Source organism: Tenacibaculum sp. TB-53 (genome assembly GCF_059716285.2).
The window spans coordinates 739,605-758,167 of sequence record NZ_CM202790.1 but is presented as its reverse complement, the minus strand read 5'-3'; the positions used below and the strand labels follow the sequence as shown (position 1 = coordinate 758,167).

At 34.2% G+C, this 18,563-nt stretch carries 17 protein-coding genes; 1 reads left to right on the top strand and 16 read right to left on the bottom strand.

The window, feature by feature from the left end:
* Positions 1-221: 221 nt before the first annotated feature.
* Complete coding sequence (locus AC3VJB_RS03415; protein WP_047789531.1) at positions 222-1,208, top strand: hypothetical protein; 987 nt, start codon at positions 222-224, stop codon at positions 1,206-1,208.
* 119 nt (positions 1,209-1,327) lie between these two features.
* Here AC3VJB_RS03415 and cysM read toward each other — a convergent pair whose 3' ends face one another.
* The 16 genes from cysM to AC3VJB_RS03335 all read right to left on the bottom strand — a co-directional run bounded on the left by cysM (position 1,328) and on the right by AC3VJB_RS03335 (position 18,527).
* Positions 1,328-2,215 (bottom strand): cysteine synthase CysM, encoded by an 888-nt coding sequence (gene cysM, locus AC3VJB_RS03410; RefSeq protein ID WP_047789530.1) that lies wholly within the window; start codon positions 2,213-2,215, stop codon positions 1,328-1,330.
* A 20-nt stretch (positions 2,216-2,235) separates the two neighbouring features.
* Positions 2,236-2,979 (bottom strand): serine O-acetyltransferase EpsC, encoded by a 744-nt coding sequence (epsC, locus tag AC3VJB_RS03405; RefSeq protein WP_167713931.1) that lies wholly within the window; start codon positions 2,977-2,979, stop codon positions 2,236-2,238.
* Positions 2,980-3,002: 23 nt separating this feature from the next.
* The gene (locus tag AC3VJB_RS03400) at positions 3,003-3,338 is read right to left on the bottom strand and encodes a 2Fe-2S iron-sulfur cluster-binding family protein (protein WP_073182911.1); all 336 of its coding nucleotides are present in this window, start codon (positions 3,336-3,338) and stop codon (positions 3,003-3,005) included.
* A gap of 134 nt (positions 3,339-3,472) precedes the next feature.
* The gene (locus AC3VJB_RS03395) at positions 3,473-4,528 is read right to left on the bottom strand and encodes an NAD(P)/FAD-dependent oxidoreductase (protein WP_159495369.1); all 1,056 of its coding nucleotides are present in this window, start codon (positions 4,526-4,528) and stop codon (positions 3,473-3,475) included.
* A 122-nt stretch (positions 4,529-4,650) separates the two neighbouring features.
* On the bottom strand, positions 4,651-5,226 hold the full coding sequence (locus tag AC3VJB_RS03390; protein WP_437824489.1) for a precorrin-2 dehydrogenase/sirohydrochlorin ferrochelatase family protein: 576 nt from the start codon (positions 5,224-5,226) through the stop codon (positions 4,651-4,653).
* Positions 5,226-5,993: a uroporphyrinogen-III C-methyltransferase gene (cobA, locus tag AC3VJB_RS03385; protein WP_497666755.1), complete on the bottom strand. Its 768-nt coding sequence runs from the start codon at positions 5,991-5,993 to the stop codon at positions 5,226-5,228. The genes AC3VJB_RS03390 and cobA overlap by 1 nt, the downstream gene beginning before the upstream one ends.
* A gap of 14 nt (positions 5,994-6,007) precedes the next feature.
* Positions 6,008-8,110 (bottom strand): ferredoxin-like domain-containing protein, encoded by a 2,103-nt coding sequence (locus tag AC3VJB_RS03380; protein ID WP_437824486.1) that lies wholly within the window; start codon positions 8,108-8,110, stop codon positions 6,008-6,010.
* Between the two features lie 37 nt (positions 8,111-8,147).
* Positions 8,148-8,498: a 4Fe-4S dicluster domain-containing protein gene (locus AC3VJB_RS03375; RefSeq protein WP_047789522.1), complete on the bottom strand. Its 351-nt coding sequence runs from the start codon at positions 8,496-8,498 to the stop codon at positions 8,148-8,150.
* Between the two features lie 12 nt (positions 8,499-8,510).
* Positions 8,511-9,758: a sulfate adenylyltransferase subunit CysN gene (gene cysN, locus AC3VJB_RS03370; protein WP_253056838.1), complete on the bottom strand. Its 1,248-nt coding sequence runs from the start codon at positions 9,756-9,758 to the stop codon at positions 8,511-8,513.
* 123 nt (positions 9,759-9,881) lie between these two features.
* Positions 9,882-10,787, bottom strand: coding sequence for a sulfate adenylyltransferase subunit CysD (gene cysD / locus AC3VJB_RS03365; RefSeq protein ID WP_497666754.1), 906 nt, complete (start codon positions 10,785-10,787; stop codon positions 9,882-9,884).
* Positions 10,788-10,798: 11 nt separating this feature from the next.
* A complete protein-coding gene (locus AC3VJB_RS03360) occupies positions 10,799-11,407 on the bottom strand; it encodes a phosphoadenosine phosphosulfate reductase domain-containing protein (RefSeq protein WP_159495372.1) in 609 nt (202 codons plus the stop codon).
* 11 nt (positions 11,408-11,418) lie between these two features.
* Positions 11,419-11,673 (bottom strand): DUF2061 domain-containing protein, encoded by a 255-nt coding sequence (locus AC3VJB_RS03355; protein WP_073182924.1) that lies wholly within the window; start codon positions 11,671-11,673, stop codon positions 11,419-11,421.
* A 117-nt stretch (positions 11,674-11,790) separates the two neighbouring features.
* The gene (locus AC3VJB_RS03350) at positions 11,791-12,198 is read right to left on the bottom strand and encodes an RrF2 family transcriptional regulator (RefSeq protein ID WP_047789518.1); all 408 of its coding nucleotides are present in this window, start codon (positions 12,196-12,198) and stop codon (positions 11,791-11,793) included.
* A 23-nt stretch (positions 12,199-12,221) separates the two neighbouring features.
* Positions 12,222-13,388, bottom strand: a complete 1,167-nt coding sequence (locus AC3VJB_RS03345) for an O-succinylhomoserine sulfhydrylase (protein WP_159616670.1) — start codon at positions 13,386-13,388, stop codon at positions 12,222-12,224.
* A 264-nt stretch (positions 13,389-13,652) separates the two neighbouring features.
* Positions 13,653-17,051: a bifunctional aspartate kinase/homoserine dehydrogenase I gene (gene thrA / locus AC3VJB_RS03340; protein ID WP_497666753.1), complete on the bottom strand. Its 3,399-nt coding sequence runs from the start codon at positions 17,049-17,051 to the stop codon at positions 13,653-13,655.
* Positions 17,052-17,234: 183 nt separating this feature from the next.
* Entirely contained in the window at positions 17,235-18,527 is a 1,293-nt protein-coding gene (locus AC3VJB_RS03335) for an O-acetylhomoserine aminocarboxypropyltransferase/cysteine synthase family protein (RefSeq protein WP_167713939.1), read from the bottom strand.
* Positions 18,528-18,563: the final 36 nt, after the last annotated feature.

Sequence of the window (18,563 nt, the reverse complement as noted above, 5' to 3'; positions counted from 1 at the left end):
TGATAATATAACCGTACATTTTTTGTACGGTTTTTTATTTTGTTTTATATTGGCTAACGCTTACTTAAAAAGATTAAAATTGCTAAAAACTACGCTTATCACATTTAAACACACGGATAAAAGAAGTTTTTATTCTTTTATCCCAAATTGAATCAACCACAACTTTTACTATAGTTCAACAACTTAAATAATAAATCTAAATTCATAATTTAAAAAATAGAATGAAGTATATATATTTATTAGCCCTTTTTATTTCTATCAACTCATGTTCTCAAAATGAAAAATTAAATTTTGAAAACAATGGCGGTATGATATTGAAACTAAACTTTGATAAAACAAATATTGAATTCAAAGAAAAGATTATTCAAAGGGTTAAATTTTTCTGTGAATTAAATGATAAATATCAACGAGAATATGATTTTTCATCACTTGTAAATGAATCTAAAAATGAACTTATTTTTAAATTCCCCTTCCTTTTGACACAAAAGGACTTAGATAAACTTATATTATCTAAAGGAGAAATGTTAATCTCTAAAAATAATAATTACTTAAAAAAGGATAAGATAAAGAAACTCGAAACATCCTTTAATCAGTTATTACGTCGTAATATTGATGTTATTTTTAACAATAAAGAAATGTTATTAAGTTATTTAAATAATAGTCTTAATGAAGAAATTGTTATGACAGTAGATAAAGACACTGTATCTTCTTCAATCATTAGACAAATACCCAATAAAATTGAAAAATTGCCCTTTAGCATATCTTTAAACTACAATTCTGAAATAATATATACAATAGTTAGTCACCTTTATGAAAGGAATCTTAAAATAGACTTAGTACACAAAAATATTTATTTAAACTCAGCAAAAGGTATAATTAAAATGAAACCAGAAATGTTTTCTTTTTATAAAAAACTTAGGTCTTTATTTAAAGAAAACTACAGTTTAATGTATAATATATTAAATGAAATTCCTCCTACTGATAAATCTTTAAGTAAAATCCTACTAAATAGAGATCTAGAATTCATAATAAAACACAATTTTGATGATTTTTTAGTAGCCTCTAATTTTAACAATATTGATTCTTTAAAAGATTTTTTCAAGCAATTTAAATTTATTAACAGTTATAAAAATAAATTCGGTAATGAAGCTCAAGAAGAAATCTTAAAAATTATTAATATTATTAATAAAATTGAAAATTATAAGTAAACTACACATAACAATGACTAAAAGTAATTTCTTGTTCTTGTCTACTTTTTTATAAAGTATAAATTTAAAAATCCCCGCTTAGACGGGAATTTTTGCATTATAAAATAAGTAAAGACAGTCTATTGAAACAAATCAGAAGATAAATAGCGGTCTCCTCTGTCGCAAATAACTGCAACGATCACACCCTTATCAATCGTTTTAGCTATTTCTAAAGCTGCATGTACTGCTCCTCCACTACTCATTCCTGCAAAAACACCTTCTTCTTGCGCTAATTTTCTAGTCATGTTTTTAGCATCATTTTCATCTAGCTCCACTACTTGGTCTACCTTACTTTTATTAAAGAATTTTGGTTGGTATTCTGGCGACCACTTACGAATTCCTGGTATTCTAGCTCCGTCTTTAGGTTGTGCTCCTACAATTTGTACCTCTGGATTTTGTTCTTTTAAATAGGTAGAAACTCCCATAATGGTTCCTGTAGTTCCCATCGCTGAAACAAAATGAGTTACTTCTCCTTCGGTGTCGTTCCAAATTTCTGGACCTGTAGTTTTATAGTGTGCTTTCCAGTTATCGGTATTTTCAAACTGATTCAGCATAAAATAGCCTTTTTTATAGCGTAACTCTAGCGCGACATCTCTAGAACCTTCAATACCTTTTTCTGCATCCGTTAAAATAACCTCAGCTCCGTAAGCACGCATGGTTTTTACACGTTCTTCTGTAGAGTTTTCTGGCATTACCAATACCATATTTACTCCTAAAACTTTTGCCATGAGTGCTAACGCAATTCCTGTGTTTCCACTAGTTGCTTCTACTAAATAATCTCCTGGACGGATATTTTTCCTTTTAATAGCTTCAGCAATCATATTAAAGGCTGCTCTATCTTTTACACTTCCGCCAGGGTTATTTCCTTCTAGTTTTAATAATAGCTTTACGCCTTCCTTTTGAAGAATGTTTGAAACTTCTATGAGTGGCGTATTCCCTATACTATCTATAATTGTTTTAGTTTTCATGGTTGATTTTCGTACCTACATCATTTAACATAGGATTTTCTAGTGGTTATTTTATTTTCTGACTCATAGGTTACAATAGATCCTTCGGGTACAGAGGTGGTTACGCAAACATTAGCACCAATTATACTATCTCTTCCTATCACTACATCGCCTCCTAAGATAGTTGCGTTGGCATAAATGGTTACATTATTTTCAATGGTTGGGTGCCTTTTTGTGGATGCTAATTCTTTCTTTACTTGAATTCCTCCTAGGGTAACTCCTTGATATATTTTTACGTTTTCTTTAATAATGGTAGTTTCTCCAATTACAATTCCTGTTGCATGATCTATAAAAAACGAATCGCCAATGGTTGCTCCTGGATGGATATCTGTTCCTGTTAATCCATGCGCATATTCACTCATCATTCTTGGTAAAATCGGTATTTTCATTTTGTACAATTCATGACTCAAACGATATACAGCAATCGCATGAAACCCTGGATAGGCTAGATACACTTCACCTAAGCTTTTACAGGCTGGGTCAGTCTTTTCAAATGCCTTGGCATCTAAATCTAACTTTTCTCGTATTCCACAAAATGTTTGTTGGTATGCAGCCCATGTTACCGAAGCATTTTTGATAGCCAACCCGTTTAAAATTTTTTTAAACTTTTCTTTTAAATGATTTGCTTTTTCTTGACATACATCATTAAACAATGCGTAAAATAATTGTTTTGTAAAATTTGCTACATCATCTTTTAATGATAAATCGTATTGTTTAAATTGCATTTATTCTTTTTTTACAAAAATAACTAACTTTCAGGAGCTAACTCAACCTCTAATCCTTCTAATTCAAGTGTTATTTGAATCTGACATCCTAATCGGCTATTTTCTTCTACATGAAATGCTTCTGCTAACATTGCATCTTCATCATCATTCATCTCTGGCAATTCATGATTTGATTTTACATAACATTGACAAGAGGCACACATCGCCATTCCTCCACAGATTCCAATAGTTCCTTCTGGAGCAAGTTCATAAGAACGAACCACCTCCATTAAATTCATTGCCATATCTGTCGGAGCAACTACCTCGTGCATTACACCTTCTCGATCTGTTATTTTTATATTAATATCTTGATTATCCATCAGTAACAATTTATTATAGGAATCAGTAGTTAGGTAGGCTATTTTAGTTTTGCTGGTGAAGGGGCTTACTAAAAATTTGTAATTACAACAAACTTATTCGCTAAACTCCTAACTACTTTCATCCTAATCCCCAATTATTCAATTGCTTTTACTACCGCTTTTGGCGCTTCTTTTCTTGTTCCATCAAAACCGTCTACACCACCAACAGTGGTATATTTCATCACATATTTTTTATCTGGATATATACGTTTATAAGCACTTTGACACATGAGTGTTGCTTCGTGGAATCCACACAAAATCAATTTTAGCTTTCCTGGATAGGTATTCACATCACCAATGGCATAGATACCTTCTACATTGGTTTGGTAATCTAACGCATTGTTTACTTTAATAGCGTTCTTCTCAATTTCTAATCCCCAATTGGCAATTGGTCCTAATTTAGGTGCTAATCCAAATAATGGAATAAAATGATCCGTATCTATCATGTAAGGTTCTTTCCCTTTTTCTTCTACCACAACTCCTGTTACATGATTTTCTCCTAATACTGCTTTTACCTCAGCAGGAGTGATCAAGTTTATCTTTCCTAAATTCTTTAATTCTTGAACTTTTTCTACAGAGTCTAACGCTCCTCTAAACTCGTTTCTTCTATGAATTAAGGTTACCGATTTTGCTACATCTGTTAAGAAAATAGACCAATCTAAGGCAGAATCTCCACCTCCAGCAATTACTACATCTTTGTCTCGATACAGTTCTGGTTCTTTAATCATATACTCTACTCCCTTATCTTCAAAATCAGCAATGTTAGGAATAGGTGGTTTACGAGGTTCAAAACTTCCCAGTCCTCCTGCAATAGCTACCACAGGTGCTTGGTGTTTGGTTCCTTTATTGGTAGTTACGATAAATGTTCCGTCATCTTGCTTCTCAATAGTATCTGCACGCTCACCTAAGGTAAACCCTGGTTCAAATTGCTTGATTTGTTCCATCAAATTCTTAGTTAAATCTCCTGCTAAGATCTCTGGATATGCTGGAATATCGTAAATAGGTTTCTTTGGATAAATTTCTGAACACTGCCCTCCTGGTTGTGGTAAGGCATCAATTAAATGACAACGTAATTTTAATAACCCTGCTTCAAAAACGGTGAATAGCCCTGTTGGACCTGCTCCAATAATTAATATATCTGTTTGTATCATGTCCTCTTTATTTTGTCACTTCGACTACGCTCAGTGACCTCTCTCTATTTTATAAATTTATAGATTTCTTCATTTTAGTCTTGAGCCTTTCGACTTCCCTCAAGATAAACTTAGGCGAAAGATTACTTTACTAAACTCTCAGTTAGTTTATTTAATGTTTCTACTTTTTGTTCAAAGTTTCCTTTGATGGTTTTTCTATAACTATTTAAGTTTTGTACTAATTGATTGATGTCTTCTGGAATTACTTCTTCAAAAAACTGACGCAATCTTTTAGCAGTTGTTGGCGATTTTCCATTGGTTGAAATAGCTACTTTTACGTTTCCTTTGGTAACAATTCCGCCCATATAAAAATCACAATATGGTGGATTGTCCGCTACATTCACCAATTTATGTTGGCTCCTACAATCTTTATACACTTGTATATTTACCTCAGGAACATCGGTTGTCGCAATCACCAAATGTTTTCCTTGTAAATACGTATCGTTATAACTATCGTTTATCATATTCACCTTACCTTTTTGGGCTATAACAATGGTTTCTTCTCTAAAAAAAGGAGCGACCATCGTTACCTTAGCATCTGGACTCGATTTTAATAAAAATCGTAGTTTTTCCTCTGCTACGAACCCTCCACCTATAATTAGCACTTCCAATTCTTTAGTCTTTAAAAAGATTGGATATAGATTATTTCTTTCTTCCATTATACCACCTCTTTTAAAGCTACTTCTTGTTGTACTTGTAACAATTGTTGTCTATGGTTTACCACATCTCCCAACAAAATAATAGCAGGGTTACTCAAATTATTTTTAGCCACTACTTCTTCTATATTATCTACGGTACCGATTCCTATTTTTTCTTCAGGAGTAGTTCCATTTTGAATAATGGCTACTGGTAACTCATTCTTTCCTTCTTCTTTAAAAAGCTGAATAATTTCTGAAAGTTTGCCCATTCCCATTAAAATAACAACCGTTGCACTCGATTTTGCTGCTAAGGCAACATCGTTTGATAATTGGTGTTGTTTAGTGGTTCCTGTAATTACCCAAAAGCTTTCTGAATTTCCTCTTTTTGTCAACGGAATATTCTGATACGCTGGTACCGCTAACGATGAAGAAATACCTGGCACTACAGCAACCTCCAATCCGTGCTTTGCTGCGTACTCCATTTCTTCTGCCCCTCTTCCAAAAATAAAAGGGTCACCTCCTTTTAAACGTACTACATGTCCGTGAGAAAATCCTCTTGCAACAATCAACTCATTGATTTGTTCTTGTTGATAACGGTAGCACCCTCTTCTTTTTCCCACAAAAATTAATTCTGCATTCGGGTTTACGTACCCTAACAGTTCGTTATTCACCAATGCATCGTACAATACCACATCAGCTTGTTCTAATGCTTTGATAGCCTTTAAAGTGATTAAATCAGCATCTCCTGGTCCTGCACCTACTACGGTTAATTTCGGTTGATTTTTCATTGGACTCTCCTTTTTTAACTTTCTACGGCTACTTTTCGGTAGGCATCAATTGTTTTATAAAATGATGATGCTTCTTCTAAATACTTTTTTGCAAAAGCTTCCGTAGGTTCATTTTTATTGATTTGATAAATCAATTCTGAGAATGAACTTGATAATTCTATTTTATTTGTTGCTACAAACAATTCATCAAAATTGGTAATGATTCCTGCTTGTGTATTGGTTTTTGCTCCTTCTGCTGTTAACAAAGCTTTAGCAGTGTTTACCATAGCTGCATAAGCGTGGTAAATACTATCTGACCATTGTTGATTATTCAAGGCTTGTGAAGCATTTTCTAACTTTTCTTCACTTTCAAACAGTAAGGTTGCTACTAAGTCTATTACAACTCCAGCACATTCCCCTACTCCTATGGCTTTTACATAGTTTTTATTGTGACCCCAATCAATAAAATCATCTTCCGTTAAATTGGTGGTGTCTGATAATTCTTTTAACAGCTCATAGAAATATGTTTTACCTTGTCTATCGTAATAGCTTAAGAAGTCTTCATCTACTTGTTTATGGCTTTCAAAGTTGTTTAATAAGATTCGTAAAGATTCTGGTCCTCTTTTACTTGGTATTTTTATCAACTTATCAGCAAAACGACCATTTCCTTCTCCTAAAACTCCTCCTCCAACTAATACTTGTAAAGCTGGTGCTAATAACTTTCCTACTTTTATAGACATTCCTTGAAAACCAATGTGCGCCATGTTGTGTTGTCCACAAGCATTCATACACCCACTAATTTTAATGGTAATATCTTTGTTATTTACATACTGTGGATATTCAGCTTTTAACACATGTTCTAACTCTGCTGCAATTCCTGTACTGCTAGCAATACCTAAATTACATGTATCGGTTCCGGGACATGCAGTGATATCATTCAAACTATTATATCCTGCGTCTGCAAAACCTAACTTTTTTAATTCTGTATAGAAAAATGGTAAAAACTCCTCTCTTACGTGACGAATCAAAATATTTTGACGTAGCGTAAAGCGTAACTCATTTGCACCATATTTCTTGATTAAATCAGCTAACAAACGTGCTTTATCGGTATAAAAATCTCCTAAATGTACTTTAATGCCTATCGCGTATAACCCCTCTTGCTTTTGCTTGAAAACATTCGTTGTTTTCCAGTTTTGATATGCTTCTTTATCTTCAATTACTACAGATGGAACTTCGTTGGTTTCAAAAACAATGTCTTGTTCAAAGTTGGTAGTATTTATCGGATACGTTTTATACGCTAATGCATTTCTTTCAGCTGCAACCAGTTCTAAGAAAGCATCTACACCTAAATCTTTTACCAAGAATTTTAAACGAGCTTTGGCTCTTTTAGCACGTTCTCCGTAACGGTCGAACACACGTAACACTCCTTCAATAGTTGGTATCAATAAATCTGCTTCTAAAAACTCATAAATTACATCGGCATGACGTGGTTGTGACCCTAATCCTCCTGCCAATAATACCTTGAATCCTTTTACTTCTTTACCGTCAACTGTTTTCGTTTTTGCAATGAATCCTAAATCGTGAATAAAACTCAACGCGGTATCTTCTTCTGTTGCAGAGAAAGACATTTTGAATTTTCTTCCCATTTCTTGACAGATTGGATTACGCAAGAAAAATTGAAAGGTTGCGTGTGCATACGGTGTTACATCAAACGGTTCTTTCGGATCGATTCCCGCAGTTTCTGAAGCTGTAACATTACGTACTGCATTACCACATGCTTCACGTAACGTAATATCGTCTTTCTCTAACTGTGCCCATAATTCAGGGGTTCTGTCTAAACTTACGTGGTGAATTTGAATATCTTGACGTGTCGTAATGTGTAAACGACCACGAGAATATTCGTCAGAAACATCCGCTATTCTATGCAACTGTTCACTCGTAACTTTACCATACGGTAATTTTATACGAATCATTTGTACCCCAAACTGACGTTGCCCGTAAATTCCTCTGGCTAGACGTAAGCTTCTAAAACGTTCTTCATCTATTTTTCCTTCGTTAAACAAACGTATTTTACGTTCTAACTCTAGGATATCCTTTTCTACTAAAGGGTTTTCTATTTCTGATCTAAAACTTTGCATGTGGTTTTTTAATAGTTGTTTGCTTATAAAAGCGTTGTTATTCGTTATGTAAGAACTCTTGCTTTGCTAACAATTGTTCTTCTGTTTCTACATGTGCATCATCTGGCACACAACAATCTACTGGACATACTGCTGCACATTGTGGTTCTTCATGAAATCCTTTACACTCAGTACATTTATCAGGCACTATAAAATAGTACTCGTCTGATACTGGTTCATTCTCCTCGTCTGCATTTACAGAAGCTCCATCTAATAAGGTTACATTTCCTTGTAATGACGTTCCTTCGCTATATTTCCAGTCACTCGCTCCTTCATAAATGGCTGTATTTGGGCATTCTGGTTCGCAAGCTCCACAGTTAATGCACTCATCTGTAATGATTATTGCCATAACTTTTATTATTTACTTGATAAAACCAACTCCTGATGTAGTATTGGTTTTTGGATTGATGATTATAAACGCTCCGTTTGCTTTGTTTTCCTCATATGAGTCAACAAACAAAGGCTTGCTTACTTTTAAACTTACTTCACCTATTTCGTTTAATGATAATTTGGCAGGCGCTTCTTCTACTCCAGAAAAATCAGTACGAACAATTGTTTTTAACTCCGTTATTTTTGCTTGCGCATCATTTACACCATGCTTGATGTAATATTTTTGAGAAGCTTGTAATGGTGCTTTATCCATCCAACAAATAGTAGCTTCTAATTGTTTTACCACAGAAGGTTCTTCTCCTGTTTTAACCAACATATCACCTCTACTTACATTTACATCATCTTCTAAAGTGATGTTTACAGAGCTTCCTCTTTTTGCTCTTGCATATTCTTTATCAAAAAATCGAATGCTTTTTATAGTAGATTTTGTTGCTGATGGTAATACCGTTATACTATCTCCTACTGCTAAATCATCTCCATACAATTTCCCAGCATATCCTCTAAAATCATGATACTCATCCGTTTTAGGTCGAATAACTGTTTGCACTGGGAAACGTGCTTTTGATACTTCTTGCGTATCTTCAGACCCCAAGTTTTCAAGGTAATTCAGTAATGTTTCTCCTTTATACCAAGGGGTGTTTTCTGAAGACTTCACAACATTATCTCCTTTCAAAGCTGAAAGAGGTATGAATGTGATATTTTGATTTTGATAGTCACTCTTCTTTGCTAAATATTCTATCTCACCTTTAATCTGGTTAAATTTTTCTTCTGAAAAGTCAACCAAATCCATTTTGTTTACAGCTACTATCACATCTTTTACTCTCAATAAATTATTGATAAAAAAGTGACGATAGGTTTGTTCTACCACTCCATTTCTGGCATCTACCAAAATGATAGAAGCTTGAGAATTTGATGCTCCAGTAACCATGTTTCTGGTATACTCAATATGACCTGGAGTGTCGGCTATGATAAAGCTTGTTTTTGGTGTTGAGAAATATATGTGAGCTACATCAATAGTAATTCCTTGTTCACGTTCTGCTACTAATCCGTCAGTGGCTAAAGAAAAATCTAAGTAATCAAACCCACGTTGTTTACTTTTTTCTTCTATCGCTTCTAATTTATCTTGGGTTAATGATTTTGTATCGTATAAAATTCGCCCGATTAGTGTACTCTTTCCGTCATCTACACTTCCTGCTGTTGCTATTTTTACTACGTTCATATTTTATGTTGTTGGCGATTGGCAATTGGCCATTAGCCTTTAGCCTTTAGCACTTGCCTAGTTTTATATTGTTATTAATTTTCATATTGCTAACAGCCAAGAGCTAATAGCAAAAAACTTTTTTTAAAAATATCCTTGTTGTTTACGTTTCTCCATTGCTGCTTCTGAGCGTTTATCGTCTATTCTTGCTCCTCTTTCTGATATAGTTGATTCTCTAATTTCGTCTACTACTGTATCAATGTCTATTGCATCTGATAAAACTGCTGCCGTACAACTCATATCTCCTACTGTTCTAAAACGAACCATACGCTCTTTTACTTCTTCTTCCTCTTCTCTATACACAACTTCATCGTTTGCAGACCAAATTAACCCATCTCTAATAAAAGTGGCTCTTTTATGAGCGAAATAGATGGATGGAATTTCAATTTGTTCTTGTTGTATATACGACCATACATCTAACTCTGTCCAGTTAGAAATTGGAAAAACACGTACATTTTGACCTAAATCAATTCTTCCATTTAGCATGTCGAATAATTCTGGACGTTGATTCTTTTCATCCCATTGTCCAAAATCATCTCGTACTGAAAAAATACGCTCTTTAGCTCTCGCTTTTTCTTCATCTCTACGCGCTCCACCGATACATGCGTCGAAACCAAATTCTTCAATGGCATCTAATAACGTTTCGGTTTGTAACATGTTTCGGCTAGCGTACTTTCCTGTTTCTTCTTTTACTTTACCAGCATCAATATTGTCTTGTACTTGACGAACAATTAACTCAACACCTAATTCTTCTACCAAACTGTCTCTAAATTCAATCGTTTCAGGAAAATTATGTCCTGTATCGATATGCAATAAAGGGAATGGAATTTTTGCTGGGTAAAATGCTTTTTGAGCAAGTCGCACCAGTGTTATGCTATCTTTGCCCCCCGAAAACAATAACACCGGTTTTTCAAATTGCGCGACTACTTCTCTTAATATATATATGGCTTCACTTTCTAAAGCTCCTACTTGTATCGTTTCTGTATTCATAATCATGTTCTTTAAATATGTAAACCACATTCTCTGTTACTTTCTACTTTTGTGGGATCGAAGTACTTAAACTCGTTAGGTAATTGATGCTCTTCTAAATAAGCATCTAACTTCTCATCTGACCAATGGTAAAACGGACTCACTTTTAATATTCCATCTTTACTTCTTGAAACAATATCAATACTATCTCTAAAAGCTGTTTGTCCTTTTCTTAAGTTCGTAAACCAAACATCTGGCTTATGTTCTTCCATCGCTCTTTTAAAAGGCTCTAACTTCACTTGCTCAGTAAATACCGCATGTTTTGGGTCATCAACTGTTGGTAATCCTAAAGTGATGTTTCTGTGTGCTACCGTTTGTTTAGGTACATACAACTGAATGTTTAATTGTAATTTTTCAATTAACTCTTCAGCATGTTTATAGGTTTGTGGAGTATTATATCCTGTATCACACCAAATAACATCTATACTGTTTTTTACTGATGCTACTGCGTGTAAAATGGCTCCTTCATAGGGACGAAAGTTTGTGGTTACTACGGCTTTATTTGCTTGTAGTAATGCCCAAACAATAATCTCTTTTGGAGATTTGTTTTTTAACTCTGCGTTTACTGCTTCTAAATTCATTGTTTCTATACTCATTTTTTGCCCCATTTAATACTGTTCCAAACTCTTTCGTGAAAAAAATACAATAGCATTTTTGTTACTAATTCTACAGCTCCAATTGAAAAAGCTGTTTTTACTTGTCCTGTAATTACCCATGATATTAATATTGTATCTATGGTACCAACAACTCTCCAACTTATTGATTTTATAATGCTTCTTAGTGGCTTTTCAGAAAGCTTATCTTCTTTATAATTAGCTTTATTTTCTACTACTTGTTCTACAATCATTTTTAAAATACCATTACCCTATCGGAATACTAGGTTTTAAGTCGACAAATATACAGATGCTTTTTAATTTTCCAAGGGGAAATCAAAAAAATATTTGAATTTTACAATTTGTTAATGCTACACTAAATCTGCAAGTGTGTTATTACGAAGTACTTGTAGCGTATTATCTCTTACTTGAATCATTAGTTTGTGTACTGAGCATGCTTCTTCATCTGGACAGTCATCACATTTTTCATAATAATTCAAACTAACACATGGTACCATAGCAATAGGTCCTTCTAGTGTTCTAATAACATCAGTCATTTTAATTTCGCTCGCAGGCTTTAGCAAATAATAGCCTCCACCCTTTCCTTTTTTTGCTCCTAAAATCCCTGATTTTCGTAAGGTTAGTAATATGCTTTCTAAAAACTTGTGTGAAATATTTTCGTTTTCTGAAATGGTAGCTATTTGTACCATAGTGCCCTTTTCTTGTTTTGCAATAAAAGTAAGCGCCTTAATTCCGTATTTTGTTTTCTTAGAAAGCATATCACAAATATATGCTTTACTTCTTAATTATTTAATGCTTGATTTAAATCGTTAATTATATCCTCTACATTTTCTAGTCCTACCGAGCATCGTACCAATCCATCTGTTATTCCTACTTCTAATCGATCCTCTTCACTTAACTTACTGTGAGTGGTTGATGCTGGATGTGTTACAATCGTTCGTGTGTCTCCTAAATTTGCTGATAATGAGCATACTTTTATACTATTTAAAAAGTTGCGTCCAGCTTCAATACCTCCTTTTACTTCAAAAGCGACAATGTTCCCTCCCAATCGCATTTGCTTTTTTGCAATTTCATGCTGTGGATGCGACTTTAAAAATGGATACTTTACCAAGTTCACCTTCGGGTGCTCTTCTAAAAACTGCGCCACCTTCAACGCATTCTCGCAATGTTTTTCCACTCGTATCGATAAAGTTTCTAAACTCTTAGACAGCACCCAAGCATTGAATGGCGACATTGCAGGTCCAGTGTTTCTTGAAAACAAATAAATTTCTCTTATCAGTTCCTCTTTTCCCACTACAACACCTCCTAAAACACGTCCTTGACCATCTATTAATTTTGTTGCTGAATGAATTACCAAATCTGCTCCAAATTTGATAGGATTCTGTAAGTACGGAGTTGCAAAACAATTATCTATCACTAACAATAAATTGTGCTTCTTTGCAATACTTCCTAACAACTCTAAATCTAAAATATCAACTGCTGGATTTGTTGGAGTTTCAGCATACAATATTTTTGTATTCGGCTGAATTAAACTTTCAATCCTATCTACCTCATTAATTTTAAAATAACTCGTTTCTATATTCCATTTAGGTAAATACTTTGTAAACAAGCTATGAGTTGACCCAAAAACAGAGCGACACGATACTATATGATCTCCCGCATTTAACAGAGCTCCAAAAGTTGAAAACACCGCTGCCATACCGGTTGCAAACGCATATCCTGCTTCGGCACCTTCCATAGCCACTATTTTATTGACAAATTCTGTGGTATTCGGATTTGAAAACCTGCTGTATAAATTCTTCTCCTTTTCTTCTGCAAAAGATGCTCGCATATCTTCAGCATCATCAAATACAAAACTTGAGGTTAGGTATAAAGGTGTAGAATGCTCTGAAAATTGTGAACGTTCTGTTTGCGTTCGTATGGCTTGTGTTTCAAAATTTTTGCTCATGTTGTTTTTTTAGATGTTTGACCGCTTCGTTGTCAGATAAAAGAATCAAGATTTTTGGGACTTAGTTCTTCTACCTTTTTTCTGATGTCACTTCGAGTAAAATTATTGAAATGAAATAAAAATAATTTTTGTATCGAGAAGTATTCTAATCGTTCTCGATACAATTTTTACTTCGTTAACACTCCATAAAAATCACTCGAACTGACAAAGGCTTTAGTAAATCTTATCTCTATTTTCTTGGTTCTTGTTTCTTGTTTCTTTCTACTAATTATTATTCTTTGCTAATCGTAAGATGTCTCCAAATACGCCTCTAGCGGTTACTTTAGATCCTGCTCCTGCTCCTTGAATAACAATAGGTTGTTCTCCATACGACTCCGTATAGATTTCAAAAATTGCATCAGAACCTTTTAAACTTCCTAAAGGTGAATTCTCTGGTACAGATACTAATTTTACATCTAACTCTCCTTTTGTTTGTTGTAAATCTCCATGTAAATCTCCTATATATCTCAGTACGTGCTTCTCTTCCTGTGATTCTTTTTGCTGTTGAAATGTAGCATCTAGTTTTTCTAAGTTTCCTAAAAACTCATCAGAAGATATTTCTCTAAACTCCTCTGGAATCAAGTTTTCTATCTGAATATCCTCAAATTCATTTTCTAAATCTAATTCACGTGCCAAAATCAATAGTTTTCTGGCAACATCATTTCCACATAAATCCTCACGCGGGTCGGGTTCAGTAAATCCGCTGTCAATTGCTTCTTGTAATACGGTTGAAAACGGCACGTCTTCCGAAGAAAATTTATTAAACAAATAACTTAACGAGCCCGAAAACACACCTCTAATTCTCGTGATATTTTCTCCTGAATCATGTAGCAGTTTAATCGTATCAATCAATGGTAACCCTGCACCTACATTGGTTTCGTACAAGTAACTCTTATTATTTTTATCTAACGCTTTACGCAATTCTTTGTAAAAATCATACGAAACTGTATTGGCTATTTTGTTAGAAGAGACTAAGTCAAACCCAGCATCGACTAACGGAATGTAATTTTCTATAAAATCTACACTTGCTGTATTGTCTACTGCTATTAAATTTTCTAAATGATGTTCTTTTGCATAGTCAATTACACTATCAACTGTATGCTTATCTCCTACTGCTTTTTCAAGCTCATTCAACCAATTAGCTCCAACTCCATTTTTCTCTAATAATACTTTTTTAGAATTAGCAATCGCAAAAATGTTCAGGTGAATTTTACGTCTTTCTAAAATTGATTTTGAGTTCTCTAGAATTTGTTCTATCAAAGTTCCTCCTACTAATCCTTTACCAAAAACAGCTATGTTTATCTTTTTAGCAACTCCAAATACTTGACCGTGAATCACATTTAACGCCTTGTGTAACTGTTCTTTTTTTACCACCAAGCTTACATTTTTACCTGTAATGGTATTGTTAAATAATAAAGGAACTATTTGATTCTTAATCAACGCATTGTATGGCTGATGAAACTCACTTAAATCTTGACCTATAATTGAAATTACTGATACTTCTTCCTGAATTGAAATTTGATTTACATCTTTTGTTTGTAAATCATTTTCAAACTCTTGCTCTAAGGCTTTTACAGCAGCAGTTGCATTCGATTTGTCGACCACTAAACCAATTCCTCTTTCTGAAGAACCTTGCGAAATAATGCTCACGCTAATTCCATGATTACTCAATGCTTTAAAAATACGTGCATCTACCCCTACTTTACCTAACAAACCTCTTCCTTCAAAATTGATTAAAGCAACCTTGTCTAAAACCGATAATGATTTGATTCCTTTTAAGGTTGACTTTGCTGTAATAAGCGTTCCATTATCGTTAGGATTGAAGGTATTTAAAATTCGTAGATTGATATTCTTCTCTAACAACGGAATAATTGTTTTAGCATGTAAGATGTTCGCTCCAAAGTTTGCCAATTCATTTGCTTCTGAAAATGATAATACTTCTATCTTCTTAGCATCTGCTACCAAATCAGGATTTGCCGTGAAGATTCCATCAACATGGGTATAGTTTTGCAACTCTTCCGCATCTAAATAGTTTGCTAACAACGAGGCGGTATAATTACTTCCATTTCTACCCAACGTAGTAGTTTCGTTTTTTAGGTTTGAAGCTATAAACCCTGCTACCACATTCACAGTTGTTCCGTTATATTGTCTAAAGTGATTTAATACATTTTCTTTAGAAATTTCAACAATCGATTGCCCTTTGCCAAATATCTCATCCGTTTTTAACAACGTTCTTGAATCTGTAGCTAGGGCATTGATTCCTTTTTGTTGTAATAAATCTGTTACCGTTTTTATCGATAATAACTCACCTTGAGCTAACACTTCATCTTTTATCTTTTGGCTATAATCTCCTAACAAACTAACTCCCTCAAACAACTTTTCTAAGCGATTAAATTCCGTAGAAAAATCTACTAACGGAGTTAATTTCGTTTGCTCATATCGAAATGCTTCTAATTGTTCTTTAAAAGTTTTATTTTTAGCAGCTCTTTCTAAGAGTTCTTCCAGTTCATCTGTAGCATTTCCTCTTGCTGATACTACCAGTGCTATCTTCTCTCCATTATTAATTTTCTGTTCTATGATAGACACTACATTTTGTATCCCTTCATTCGACAAAGATTTTCCGCCAAACTTTAAAATTTTCATTCTTTTATTTGTTGATTTTTGATTGAATATAGGTTCAATAATTTTTTCTAATTGCTTGTATTCTATTAAGAAAGCGTCATGCCCATGATCTGAATTAATTTCATTATAGGTTACATTCGCATGGGCAGATGCCAGTTGTTTATGTGTTTCTCTGTTTTCTTCCGCAGTAAAAAACAAATCAGAATCTACGCCAACAATATGGATGTCTGCCTCGATTCTCTCTAATACATCTAGCTCTTCTCTTCCTTTTGTAACATCAATGGTTTTTAATAACTGATTCATCAATTTGTAAGAAGCTAACTGATAGCGTTCTTGTAATTTTTTTCCGTGATGTAGCAGCCAGCTTTCTACATTAAAAATCTGTAACTCTTCATTTTTTGAGCGTTGAAAACGTTTTTTAAACGACTCTGGCGTTCTGTAACACAACATTGCATGCATACGTGCATCATGCACAGGATTACTAGAATTGATTAAAAATTGCTCTTGTATTTGACAATTTGCTATCAACCAATCGGTCGATTTCCAATCAGTAGCTACAGGAATTAAATGTTCGGTAATTTTCGGGTTCAACACAGCCATTTCCCATGCTATTCCACCTCCTAAAGATCCTCCTATCAACGCAAATAATTGTGTTATGTTGAGTTGTTCTAGCCCTTGTAGAAAAATGTTTGCAATATCACGTGCTACGAAACTTTTGTAATCATCTATTAAGAAGTTATCATAACCGTTTCCAGGTATGTTAAAGCACAAAATGGTATATTCATTAGTATCTATAACCTTGGCTTCTCCTATTAAATCTTGCCACCAACCTTGGCTTCCTGCAACATTGCTATTTCCTGTGAGTGCGTGGTTAATAAGTACCACAGGAGCAGTACCCAATGCTTTTCCAAAAACTTGATAGCTTAACGGAATTGTATCGAATTGTGTACCGCTTAATGTGGTATAACTAAGAATATTAATATGCTGCAAATCACTTTTCATTATTGATGTCTTTATGGGCGTTCCCTTAAAGGGTCGGGCTTTCCGTTATATCTTTTGTTGGTTCTCGATACTTGCTTCGCAAACTCGAACTGACAACAAAAGGATGCCACCGCAAATGCGAAGCATTCAACGAAACCAATAAGTAAATAACCTATTATGAGTTAATCCCTAACGCAAGTTGTTTTAAACCAATACTTCTTTAGGAATTTGAGCAAATGCTTCTTGTAAATCGGTTTTTAAATCTTCAATATTTTCCAAACCAACTGATAAACGGATTAAGTCTTTAGTAACTCCTGTGCTTTCTTGAGCTTCATCACTCAATTGTTGGTGCGTAGTACTTGCTGGATGAATAATTAAAGATTTAGTATCTCCAATATTGGCTAGTAATGAAAAGAGTTTGGTATTGTCAGCAATGGTTTTAGCAGCTTCGTAACCTCCTTTTACTCCAAAAGTTACCAATCCACTTTGACCTTTTGGTAAGTATTTATCTGCTAAAGTTTTGTATTTGTTACCTTCTAACCCTGGATAGTTTACCCAAACAACTTCTTCTTGTTCTTGCAACCATTTTGCTAGTTTCAATGCATTTTCACTATGCTTTTGAATTCGCACTTCTAAGGTTTCCAATCCTTGAATGATATTAAAAGCATTGGTAGGACTCAAAGCTCCTCCAAAATCACGTAATCCTTCTAAAATTAGTTTAAACGTGTACGATGCTGCACCTAAAGTTTCGTGATATACCAATCCGTGATATCCTGCTGAAGGTTCTGTAAATTCAGGGAATTTCCCATTTTCCCAATTAAAAGTTCCTGCATCAATAATGGCTCCTCCTAACGAGTTTCCTTGTCCTCCAATGTATTTTGTTAAGGAGTGAATTACAATGTTAGCTCCGTGTTCTATCGGATTTAATAAAGCAGGTGTTGCTACGGTATTATCCACAATGAAAGGAACTTCTGCTTCTTTCGCATGCGCTGATATAGCTTTTAAATCCAATACATCTAACTTCGGATTCCCTAGAGATTCAACAAAAAAGGCTCTAGTATTCTCTTGTACTGCAGCCGAAAAATTATCAGGGTTTGAAGCATCTACAAACGTAGTAGTAATACCCAATCTTGGTAAAGTGACATTTAATAAATTGTAGGTTCCTCCGTACAAACTACTCGAAGCTACGATATGGTCTCCTGCCTTTAATAAAGTTAACAATCCAGTCGAAATAGCTGCTGTTCCCGAAGCAAAAACTACAGCTCCTATACCACCTTCTAAAGCAGCTAAACGATCTTGCAAAATTTGATTGGTGGGATTGTTTAATCGGGTGTAAATAAATCCCAATTCTTTTAACGAAAACAGGTTTGCTGCATGTTCTGCATCATTAAAAACATACGAAGTAGTTTGATAAATAGGAACTGCTCTTGTTCCTCCATTTTGTGTTACATCATGTCCTGCGTGCAACGCGTTTGTTGCGAATTTTTGTGTACTCATTTTTCTTGTTTTTGAGTTAATAAAAAATTAAACCAA